Origin of the sequence: Wolbachia endosymbiont (group E) of Neria commutata, assembly GCF_964026735.1 — a bacterium.
GTDB lineage: Bacteria > Pseudomonadota > Alphaproteobacteria > Rickettsiales > Anaplasmataceae > Wolbachia.
Genome location: NZ_OZ034692.1, coordinates 773,011 through 784,671, shown reverse-complemented (window position 1 = coordinate 784,671; position 11,661 = coordinate 773,011). Strand labels below are relative to the sequence as shown.

Annotated in this window: 10 protein-coding genes; 6 read left to right on the top strand and 4 right to left on the bottom strand. The window is 34.3% G+C overall.

Annotated features, from left to right (window positions below):
* Nucleotides 1–285 precede the first annotated feature (285 nt).
* The 4 genes from AAGD89_RS04115 to AAGD89_RS04100 form a co-directional block, all read right to left on the bottom strand.
* Nucleotides 286–726: a hypothetical protein gene (locus tag AAGD89_RS04115; RefSeq protein ID WP_341807849.1), complete on the bottom strand. Its 441-nt coding sequence runs from the start codon at nucleotides 724–726 to the stop codon at nucleotides 286–288.
* Between the two features lie 57 nt (nucleotides 727–783).
* The gene (locus AAGD89_RS04110; protein WP_341807848.1) at nucleotides 784–2,268 is read right to left on the bottom strand and encodes a UbiD family decarboxylase; all 1,485 of its coding nucleotides are present in this window, start codon (nucleotides 2,266–2,268) and stop codon (nucleotides 784–786) included.
* Between the two features lie 93 nt (nucleotides 2,269–2,361).
* Nucleotides 2,362–3,720: an alanine:cation symporter family protein gene (locus AAGD89_RS04105; RefSeq protein ID WP_341807847.1), complete on the bottom strand. Its 1,359-nt coding sequence runs from the start codon at nucleotides 3,718–3,720 to the stop codon at nucleotides 2,362–2,364.
* Between the two features lie 99 nt (nucleotides 3,721–3,819).
* Nucleotides 3,820–5,247, bottom strand: a complete 1,428-nt coding sequence (locus AAGD89_RS04100) for a HAMP domain-containing sensor histidine kinase (RefSeq protein ID WP_341807846.1) — start codon at nucleotides 5,245–5,247, stop codon at nucleotides 3,820–3,822.
* Between the two features lie 66 nt (nucleotides 5,248–5,313).
* On the opposite strand from AAGD89_RS04100, the gene AAGD89_RS04095 reads away from it, so the two are divergent.
* From AAGD89_RS04095 to glyS, 6 genes are all read left to right on the top strand, one after another.
* Nucleotides 5,314–6,489 (top strand): aspartate aminotransferase family protein, encoded by a 1,176-nt coding sequence (locus tag AAGD89_RS04095; protein ID WP_341807845.1) that lies wholly within the window; start codon nucleotides 5,314–5,316, stop codon nucleotides 6,487–6,489.
* 66 nt (nucleotides 6,490–6,555) lie between these two features.
* On the top strand, nucleotides 6,556–7,017 hold the full coding sequence (gene bcp, locus AAGD89_RS04090) for a thioredoxin-dependent thiol peroxidase (RefSeq protein ID WP_341807844.1): 462 nt from the start codon (nucleotides 6,556–6,558) through the stop codon (nucleotides 7,015–7,017).
* A gap of 341 nt (nucleotides 7,018–7,358) precedes the next feature.
* The gene (locus AAGD89_RS04085) at nucleotides 7,359–7,778 is read left to right on the top strand and encodes a hypothetical protein (protein ID WP_341807843.1); all 420 of its coding nucleotides are present in this window, start codon (nucleotides 7,359–7,361) and stop codon (nucleotides 7,776–7,778) included.
* 113 nt (nucleotides 7,779–7,891) lie between these two features.
* A complete protein-coding gene (locus AAGD89_RS04080) occupies nucleotides 7,892–8,638 on the top strand; it encodes a phosphatidylglycerophosphatase (RefSeq protein WP_341808920.1) in 747 nt (248 codons plus the stop codon).
* A gap of 56 nt (nucleotides 8,639–8,694) precedes the next feature.
* A complete protein-coding gene (locus AAGD89_RS04075) occupies nucleotides 8,695–9,534 on the top strand; it encodes a glycine--tRNA ligase subunit alpha (protein WP_341807842.1) in 840 nt (279 codons plus the stop codon).
* Between the two features lies 1 nt (nucleotide 9,535).
* Nucleotides 9,536–11,647, top strand: coding sequence for a glycine--tRNA ligase subunit beta (glyS, locus tag AAGD89_RS04070; RefSeq protein ID WP_341807841.1), 2,112 nt, complete (start codon nucleotides 9,536–9,538; stop codon nucleotides 11,645–11,647).
* Nucleotides 11,648–11,661 lie beyond the last annotated feature (14 nt).

The following is an 11,661-nucleotide window of genomic DNA, read 5'->3' as shown; positions in this document are numbered from 1 at the left end:
TGTCTTTAAGGAGTAAGGAATTATAGCTAGAACGACTTGCAGAGAGGGTGAGCCAGTTCATGACAATGATCAATTTCAAATTGATTAAAATTTAAACCATCACCTTATAGGTGATGGTTGTTAAGTTAGATAATTTGTTTGACATCAGAGACAGTATCTTGGGTCTGTATAATTAACTATTATAAAAACATGTTTTTAAATTTCTGCCAAAACCCTGGTTGATTATCATTAATCTTGGTAAATTTTATGTCTAAATGGTAATTTGGGTCTTTTGGTGCATCATACTTAAATGCTGAAGGTTGATACTTTATCATTATTATAAACATGTACATCATCATATAAGAGCTTTGTTGTGTGGTACTTTACGCTCTTTTGTTTATCACGCACTAAATTGCCTGATTCTCTTTCTATTTCCACAAATTTCGTTTTTTTCTGACATTCTACTATTTTTATTGAATCATTATCTAGTGATATTGAAATTGGCAGCCCATTTCCAGCATATTGCTTGGCTAAAAGCTTACTTTGAGGATGCATTTTTATCTCTCTACCAAAATGTGAGTCTATAAAATCGTTAGTCCAAAACCTATCTCCAGCATGTATGTTTTCTTGAGTAACATATGGCACGCCACCATAATCGCATTGAATTCTATAATCCCCAACACCGTTATTTTGAAAAAAATCGTGAGTGGCAGTGTAGCTACCAACAACGTCATTAATATAACCCATTATCTTACCTCATTAAAGTTTTAACCTAGCTCTATTATAATATAATATTTTTATAAATCAATCTGAAAACCCATATTCCTTCCACTTCTCTGTTACCTTTCTCACTATTTCTTCGCTCATTTCAATTTTCTTTCCCCATTCTCGTTTTGTTTCAGGTGGGATTTTATTTGTTGCATCAAAGCCCATTTTACTTCCGAGTCCACTTTCGGGGGAAGCAAAATCTAAATAATCAATTGGAGCATTTTCTATTGTGATTGTGTCACGCGCTGGGTCCATTCTTGTCGAGATTGCCCACATCACTTCCTTCCAATCACGTATATTTATGTCATCATCAACAACTATAATAAATTTTGTATATAAGAATTGCTTCAAAAAAGAAAGTATGCCCATAACAATTCTTCTTGCGTGTCCTGGATAAGATTTTTTTATCGACACTACTGCTATTCTATATGAGCAACCTTCTGGTGGTAGGTGGAAATCCACTATTTCTGGAAATTGATTGATAAGAATAGGAACAAAAATTTCATTTAATGCTTCACCAAGAATCGATGGTTCATCCGGTGGCTTGCCAGTGAAAGTGCTAAGGTAAATTGGATTTTTACGCATAGTAATTGCAGTAATATTAAACTCAGGAAACTGTTCAACAGAATTATAGTAGCCAGTATGATCTCCGTATGGTCCTTCATCTCGATAATTTTCTAGGCTCACGTAGCCTTCCAGAACGATCTCAGCATGAGCTGGTACCTGAAGCGGAACAGTTTTACAATTTACGAGTTCAAGAGGCTTTTTGCGTAGTAGTCCAGCAAATTGATATTCCGACAATGTTTCTGGCACTGGAGTTACAGCAGCAATGATCGTTGCAGGATCAGCTCCAATCACAACAGCTGCAGGAAATTCCATATCCCTGCCTTCCTCCTTCCAACGCTTATGGTGAGTTGCACCACCCCTGTGTGCTAGCCAACGCATTAGTGTTGTTTTTTTATCTATTACCTGCATACGATATATTCCAAGATTGAAATTATCTTGTTTATTGTCAGTTGGTCCTTTAGTTACCACAATCGGCCAAGTGATGAGTGGTGCAGGTTCGTTCGGCCAACATGTTTGAATAGGAAGAATGCTCAAATCTACTTCATCTCCCTTTAGTATCACTTCCTGGCACAGAGCTTTTTTTACTATCTTGCTTCGCATCGACAACACTACTTTGAGTAAAGGAAACATTTTTATTGCATCCTTAAAATTTTTTGGCGGCTCAGGGGATTTTAAAAATGCTAGAAGTTTACCAAGTTCTCTAAGTTCACTTTGATTTATATTTAGCCCTAAAGCAATTCTATCAATAGTGCCAAACAAATTAACTAGAACTGGAATAGAATTTTTACCATGTTCAGTGACAACGTTTTCAAAAATGATAGCTGGGCCTTTATTTGACAAAACTCTGCGGTGAATTTCTGTCATCTCCAGTATCGTTAACACTTCCTCTTTAACTCTAATCAGGTCTTTTTTTTCTTCTAAGACTTTAATGAAATCGCATAAATCGTTGTACATGTTTTTATTTCAGAAATTTTAATTTTATACCTGGTTTTTAACTTTTTTTATATACTGCTTGTTTTTCAGAGAAAGCAACAGTAGATACCTTATCTATTTACTTTTTACCGCTGCCCTGAACGGATATGTTAATTTTAAATATCTACTGCTCACAGCAAATACTTCTTGGTTCTTAGAAGTTAGTTTCAGTATGGCCAGTATGTTGATAAATAATAAAGCAGCTATTGAAATGTCAGCAACATCCCATAGTAATTGAATTTTACCTATAGAGCCAAGCGGAATAATCATGGTAAAAATTACAATCCAGATCTTAGTGTATTTATCATTCATAGACAAGTAGCGTATTGTCTGCTTTGAGCAGAAAAACCAGGTAAAAATAGTAGTAAAAGCAAAGCAAAACATTATAGCCATAATTAGGTAGCTAATATAAGGCCAATTTATTGCCTTTTTAAAAGCAAATATGCACATGTTTGTGCTTTCTAAATCAGTGGTCCAAGAATCTGTAACAAGGAGTACCATTGTTGTAACAAAAGCTATCAATGCAACTATAAAAGGTGATATTATGGTGATTAAACTCTGCTCAATAATAAATTTATTATTATTCTTTTTGGGAACTATTGAAGAGTGTACGATCCCTTCGAGGCCCAGTCCTATATCTGTTGCAAAAATACCTCGCAAAGTTCCCACTTGAATGATAGTCAATACTTCCAGAATTAAACTCAAAGATAAACCTGAATTAAAACTACTAATTGTAAAAAAATTGCTTCCTATTGATTGTATAGAAGGCAAAATATTTTCACTGAACGTAAATAACACGGCACCGCAAAGCGCAAGATAACTTATTGTCATTATTGGTATCATAGCTGATATGACAATTTTAATTTTTTTTAAACTCAAGGCTGTGATGATAAAAAAAATTGCAGCCATTGTAATTCCACCAACAATTACAGGTACACCTATCATATCAAGCGGTATTGAAAGTGAGTTTACCTGTACGAGACTACCAACAGTGATTGAAGCCACCATCATAATAACTAGAAATACAATTGCAGCCTTTTCAGAATTAAACGCATCAGCCATATAAGTTATAGGACCACCTATAAACCTTTTATTTTTTTCCTTTCTATTTTTTATACTCAGGTAACAGGTGACATATTTTATTACAGAAGTAATAACAATAATTATCATCATCCACAAAATGAACCCAGGTCCTCCTGTTTTGAGAGCAATAGCTGTTCCTGAAATATTTCCTACCCCTAAATTTCCACCTAAAATTGTGAATAGAGCAGCTATGGAAGAAAACTTATTTTCTCCTCTTTTGGCTCCAATAAGCGAAAGGGCGTATGGTAATCTAAATATCTGTAGCCACCTGAGTTTAAACGATAAGTACACTCCAGTGAGTAACATAAGTAATACTGTTGGCAGTAGTAAAACGAACTTTACTATATCCATCTGTGCACTAAAAGTGAGGATTTTTACTTAGTGTATACATAGAAGCTAGAAATATCTATCCTTATTTTCTCAAGTTAGGGTTACAGGCTATTTTGAAAGCTAAAAATCAATCAAATCCTCGCAAGTTTGCTCCTCATAAAAGAAATTCAACGTTATTGTGGTACCAAGTTTTGCTTCACTTTTTATATCAAAAGTTCCGCCCATTAATTCCACTAGTTTCTTACTTAGTGGCAATCCGATACCTGTGCCCTCATTTCTATATCCTGAATCTGCTTGGCCAAAAACAGACATAACTTTATATATATCTTGTTGCATTATCCCTATTCCATTGTCATGAAACTCAATAGTTAATAAATTTTTCTCTGTGTGCTCATTAATCACCATTCTGATTAAACCATTTTTCGGAGTAAATTTAATTGAGTTTGATAATAAGTTTATCATCACTTGCTTCATTCTCTTAGGGTCTGCAATAACTAATAATTGTTTATTAGGTATCTCTTTTTTTAAATTGATTCCGGTTTCTTTTAACTTAGGTAGTAGCATATCCAAACATGAATCTATTATTTTATTCAGGTTAAATTTTACTTTTTCCACCGTTAAACTACTTGATTCGGCTTTTGAAAAATCCAGTACATCGTTAATTAAACTAAGTAAGTGTGCTCCTGCATTATATATATCGTCTGCATACTCTTTATATTGTGAATTATTCATCGAATCTAAAGTGTCATTCTTAATCAGCTCTGCAAACCCAATAATAGCATTGAGAGGTGTGCGTAACTCATGCGTAACGCTTGCAAAAAACTTTAGCTTATTTGCATTTTCTTGCTCCAATGTTTCTTTTATTTGCTGTAACTCGATATTAGTTTTATGTTGCTTGGCTAGCACTTGAGTATTAGAGGCGTTTAAATAATACATTATTAGCAACAAAATTACCAATAATACACTTATGGAAGTTAAAAATATGCTATATATTGTAACGTAAGAATGGTTATAGTCTCGAAAAACCTTCAAAAAAAACGATGGTTTGGTTGCATTTTCATAGGAGATAGGAAAAATAGAAACTAACCTATTTTCTATAGTATAAAATATCTCTTGACCATTTAATAATTTATCAATGTCATTGTTTGTGAGTAATTGCTCATAATCATCATCCCGACTACTGAAATTATTGAATATTATTCTATTATTTTGATCATACAATATTATGCTCAGACCTTTTATTCCACTGGTCAACTGCAACAATTCGGCGCGGAATTTTACTAGATGGTTTATATAATCAAGATTTTTATATTCAGCGTGGTGTTTCTCTATTAGTAAGTAATGATACTTTTTGATTACGCTGTTTTCCAGTGCAGTTTTTAAGTTTATATTTGAAGAGCGGTAAGAAGAAAGTAAGTTGCTTTTTAGCGAATAGTTACAGTATATAACGCTAGATAAAGGTATCAAAATTGACAAAAGTAACAAGGTGATTCTTACGTGTCCGTCTTTCTTTATTACAGAAAATATCAATTTACTTGGCTTATACATATCCCCCTCATTGTAAAACCGGAGCTTTTATGTTATTAACAATAAAATTTAATATATCACATTTTTATGACTATTTCTCCTAATTTGCCAGTTTATTCTCCTATTAATATAGATTTTTCTTATGGTGAAGGTGTATACTTGTATGATGTTGATGGTAAGCGCTACATAGATTTTCATTCTGGAATAGCTGTTAATAGCTTAGGTCATGCCAACCCACAATTAATTAGTGCCCTTAAAAGGCAAGGGGAAAAGTTATGGCATATATCAAACACCTATAATATACCAACTGCTAATCATTTTGCAAAAAAGTTAATAAGTAACAGTTTTGCTGACACAGTATTTTTTGCAAACTCTGGATCAGAAGCGGTGGAGTGTGGGCTTAAAATTGCTAGGGCCTATCAAAACGGAAAAGGGAACAGAAATTGTCACAGAATTTTGACATTCCATGGTGCATTTCATGGCAGAACTTTTCTAACTTGTGCGGCAAATGACAAACGGAATTTTTCCGAATTGCTTAACCCTTATATTGATTGGTGTGATAACGTTGAACCCAATATTGAAAGCGTAAAAAAAGCAATTTCAAACGGTATAGGTGTTATATTAATAGAGCCAATACAAGGGCAAGGCGGCGTCAAAGTAATGGACAAAATCTTTCTAAAGGAATTAAGGAAATTATGCGATGAAAATGACATATTGTTGTTTTTTGACTGTGTGCAATGCGGTGCAGGTAGAACAGGAAAATTATTCGCATATGAACATATAAGCGTGGAGCCTGATATATGCGCTCTTGCAAAAGGGATAGGAGGAGGCTTTCCGCTTGGGATTTGCCTTGCAACTGAAAGAGCAGCTCAGTACATGGCGGTAGGCATGCACGGCTCTACTTTTGGTGGCAATCCACTTGCAACATCGGTTGGCAATGCTGTACTTGATGAATTGCTTAAGCCTAATTTTTTAGAGGACATTAAAGCTCGCGGTAAATACTTAAAAAGCAAATTAGAAGGTCTGGCTAGTCAATTTTCAATAATAGAAGAAGTTAGAGGTATGGGGCTAATGCTTGGAATGAAGGCAAAAACAGATAACAAAAAATTTGCAGACGAGTTAAGTCACCGTGGCCTACTGACAGTTGGAGTAACGTCAGATAACGTTGTAAGAATTTTGCCACCACTCATTATCGCTGAAAAAGAAATTGATGCAGGCATTGAAACTCTGAGCAAATACTTATCTGAGAAATTTTCTGGGTAAGGTCAATGGTTGTTTAGTTGTAATATACTGCTATAATGACAATAGAAATATTATTGATGGTAAGGTATGGAATTAGCAATAGGAAGCAATGCACCAGGTTTTAATTTACCAACCGATTCTGGTGAGAATTTATCATTGAGTGAATTTTTTGATAAAAAAAATGTGGTTCTTTATTTTTACCCTAAAGACGATACTCCAGGTTGTACGATGGAGGCTAAAGACTTCAGGGACAAAATAGATGATTTTTCTTCACTGAATACAGTAATAATTGGTGTATCAAAAGATAGCATTAAGTGTCATAGCAACTTTAAAGCAAAATATTCTTTGCCATTTTATTTGGTTTCCGATGAAAATGCTGAAATATTGAAAAAATATGGCGTTTGGGTTGAAAAGAGTATGTTTGGTAAAAAGTATATGGGAATAGAGCGTACTACTTTTTTAATAGATAAACAGGGTAAAGTAGCAAAAGTCTGGAAGAATGTAAAAGTTAGTGGGCATGTTGATGAGGTTTTGGAGGCAGTAAAATAGACCTTATATCTTGTAAAAAGCATCTGATGTTTTAAGCTTAAGCAATCGTTGGAAATCAGAGCGTAAAATAGTTCTCGAGGAATGACCCTTTTGAACTCCAAATTATTTTTTGCAATGTTGTCTTGACTGTTACCTCTGTCTTATGTGCACTGCATTTTTTCTGAGTTTTGCAAAATACAAACAAAATAATTTTACAAATTAAGATAAAAATGATAGCATGAAATTATTAATTAAATATTAAGGGGGGTGTGTGGGTAAAGAAGAATTAACATCTTTGGGTGTAATGGTAGGAATAGGTGCCATAATAGGAATAAGTGCAATAATTAGGAGCACTTGCAAGTTTGGGATTAAGTTATTTTCCAGCTTTACCAATTTTGGCTGCAGGAGCAATTATTGCTGTTATTCCTGCAATATTATTCTGTGCATATATGGTATATGATAATTATTTGAACGATGAATTTAACAAAGACGATATTATTATGTCACTTATCTTATCTTCTGTTAGTGCTGCAATTGGAGTTGGTCTTGCTGCAGTTGCGAATAGTTTTTTTCCTGGTGTAATGCTTGAAGCGTGCTCAGCAGCAGGGCTCGGTGCAGCAATAGGAGCTATAGCACCAGTTGCAGCATTTGCAGGACTTTGTGCAATAGAATTGATAGTGGAAAAAGTAAGTGAGTGGGTTGAATCACCTAAAATTGAATCAGCAACTCCTTCAAATGGAATTAAAAAAGAAACAGCTGCTGCACCACTTCCAATGAAATAAGATTTGCAGACTGCATTATCAATAGCTTAATTTTTACATTGCTTATTTGGGCTATTGATAAGTTGGTTATAATGAAGTATTATAAATCCTGTTGCTAGAGCATTGTGGTGAGCATGGGGATTGTTTTACAAATTTTAGGAAGGTTACTTGGTAAAGTTTTTCCTGCTAAAACGGTAAGTTCTTTTTTAGGGGTAGGGTATTTACCTGGTTGGCAGAATTACTGGGCTTCTTTTTTCATATTATTTATTGTCGATATTATACTACTTCTTACATACGGTGGCGAGTATTTACTATATAAAATGCCAGGTTCTGGAATAGTTGTAGCTACTATTTTTGCAAAATTGGCAGTAGCTATGTTGGTAATTCAAGTAATTGGGATATTTATTTTTCATGCTCAAGACCCTTCAGCAAATAGCGGTGAGAATATAGTGATACATCTAGCATCAGGGCAAGTGATGACTGTAGCACTTTCAATGCCAGCGATAATGGCTATTTATAATACTGTGAGCAAACTCTATGGGGGTATATGTAGACAAATACTCCAATGCCCTTTTTGGTTTAATGACTTCATGCACTGCTTCTTTTTTCTTATGATACCTTACGTGTTTTTTAATTTTGTAGAAGCGATAAAACCATGGCCAATAGGTACAATACAGCTTGGCTATAATAACGCAATATCAATAACATTTGAGGGAATTTTTCACACATTCTATGCAGTGATTTTACTATATTTAACAGCATTTATATTCTGCGATTTAACTATGCATAACGCAATTTTTCTAAACAAAGGCATAATTCAGTATATACAAGAAAATCCAACACCTCTTATTGACTATTTACATAATGTTATTAAAAAATAAACATTGAATAGTATTTGTTTATTTATATATTTAGTATAAAAAAGTGTACAATTTGCGTGAACGTACAAAGCATAATAAAAGGGTTACAAGATTTTTGGTCAGGTGAAGGGTGTACCATACTCCATCCGTACACATCTGAAGTTGGTGCTGGAACGCTGCATCCTGCCACAATCATGTCAGCAATTGATAAAAAGCCAGCAAAAATTGCGTATCTACAACCAGTAATTAGGCCAGCAGATGGTCGCTATGGTGACAACCATAATCGTTTATATCAGCATCACCAATACCAAGTTATAATAAAACCGTCTGGTAATAACTTGCAGGAAGTCTACCTAGATAGCTTAAAAAGTCTCGGCATATCAGATGAAAAATATGATATCAAATTTATTGAAGATGATTGGGAAAACCCGAGCGTTGGTGCGTCAGGACTTGGTTGGGAGGTTACATGCAATGGAATGGAAGTGACGCAACTTACTTATATACAACAGGTTGGAGGAATTGATTGTCACATGATTCCCGGGGAAGTTGCGTATGGACTAGAGCGTTTGGCAATGTGCATACAAGGCGTAGATAATGTTTACGATATAATTTGGAATGATAACGGTGTAACTTACGGAGATATTTTTAAACAAAGGGAATACGAATTTTCTTACCTGGCACTGGATTATTATGATACTAAAGTAGTATATCAACAATTTGAAGATACAGAAAAACTATGTAAGTTTCTTATCGAAAAAGAGCTACCGGTAGCAGCTTATGACCAATGTATTAAAACTAGTCATCTACTTAATCTGCTTGATGCAAGAGGTGTGCTTGGTGTGAATGAGCGTACAGCGTATATTGGCAGAGTGAGAGAGCTGACAAAAAAGTGTTGTGAATTATACATGAGTAAATAGTATGCAATTATTATTTGAATGCCTTTCAGAAGAAATACCATCAAGAATGCAGAACTCAGCTGCAGCTCAGATTAAAAATTATATTACCAACGCCTTTAATAAAAATAATGTAGAATTTACATCAATAGAGGTTTTTATGACGGCACGTCGTATGACTCTATTTATGGACAACGTAAGCGCTTCAGAGCTAAAAGATTTGAGTGACGAAATTAAAGGGCCAAACGTTAATGAGCCAGAAAGTGCTATTGAAGGGTTTTTAAGAAAAAACCAGAAAAATAAAACAGATTTACTTATTCGCAAAGTAAATAATGAAGATTTTTACTTTATCAAAAAGGAGAGCTGCTCATTTAACATCAAAGAATTTCTTAAAAATCAGCTAGAAGAGATGTTAAAGAATTTCTCTTGGCCAAAAAGCATGAGGTGGGGTGAAAGAAAAGAAAGATGGATTAGACCAATTAGAAATATTTTATGCATTTTGGATGATGAGGTGATACCTGTATCTTTTGCTGGAATTACAGCATCCAATATAACATATGGCCATCGATTCCTCTCAAATGATAGAGAGTTGACTATCAAAGAACCTAAAGATTACTTTGTACTACTAGAAAAAAACAATGTAATTCTGCAGCTAGATAAAAGAAAGCAATTTATATTGGAACAAATAAACACATTTACAAAAGCGCAGAATTTACAACTTGAAAAAAATGATTACTTATTAAATGAATTAACAGGGCTTATAGAATGGCCAATAGTGCTATTTGGTAAAATAAATCAGGAAAAATCATTTGGGCTACCAAAGGAAATGATATTAAGTATAATTAACACACAACAAAAATATCTTGCTCTCAGCAGCGGGAAGGAAATTTCATATTTTGTAACCGTAGTGAATGTTAATAACGATCAAGTTGTTAAAGGGCATGAAAAAATATTAGAAGCGCGCCTTGCTGATGCTCAATTTTTAATATCGCATGATAAAAAATATGATTTAGATTATTATGTCAACAAATTAGATTCAATATTATTTCACGCTTCGCTTGGCAGCGTTGGAGAAAAAGTAAAGCGTATTACAGCCTTATCAAAATATATAGCCATATGTATTCCACGCGCTTCACTTATTAAGGTTGAACGTGCTGCATATTTGGCAAAAGCAGATCTTGCAACATCAATAGTAAAAGAGTTTCCAGAGTTACAAGGAGTAATGTGTGGGTATTATGCTGCTCATTTTCAAGAAGATGAGGAGGTAGTGGAGGCTGTAACTGAGCATTATAAACCTGTTGGACAGGAGCAAGAATGTCCTAAATCTCCCTCAACAATTGCTGTATCTATTGCTGACAAAATGGACAGCTTGGTTGGTTTAATTGCAGCAGGTGAAAAGATCTCTGGCTCCTATGATCAATTCGGTTTGCGGAGAATAGCCATTGGTATAATTAGAGTAATACTTGAAAACAACTTGCGCATTCCAATCAAACTATTGATAGACAAAGCAGTATCTTTATATCCAAGGCGTGTATTTGCCAAAGATGTAACGTTAATTGATCAGGTCGATAAGCCAAGTAGAAAGCAGATTGCAGAAAAAGTCTTCAAGTTTTGCTTAGATAGATTTAGGGTTATATTAAAAAATAGGGAGATAAAGCAGGATATTATAGATTCTATACTGAATCAAAACGGTGTTAGCGACCTGTTAACAGCAGAAGAGCAAATTATAACGCTGAACCGCTGTCTTGACACACCAGAAGGCAATCAAATCCTAAATATATATAAAAGGGTTAGTAATATAGTGAGCAGAGCAGAAAAAGGTGATAATACCACTTATAGCACATCTTATAGTAGAAGGTTTTTAATTGAAGATGAAGAGATTGCACTATCAACTTATGCTATAACTGCTAGTGAAAACATTAAACAGGCAACAAAAAATAACCACTTTAATGCAACTCTTGGTGAGCTTGCCGGCTTTGCTCCATTTATCAATAAATTTATGGACGTCGTAAAAATCAACTGTGATTCTAATGAGCTAAGAAGAAATAGATTATCTTTGCTTGCGAGTGTTGTTTCCATCTTTCATTTAGTAGCAGATTTTAATCTCATACAAGTCAAGCAATGGGCTATGTCATAAATGCTCAAGCACTA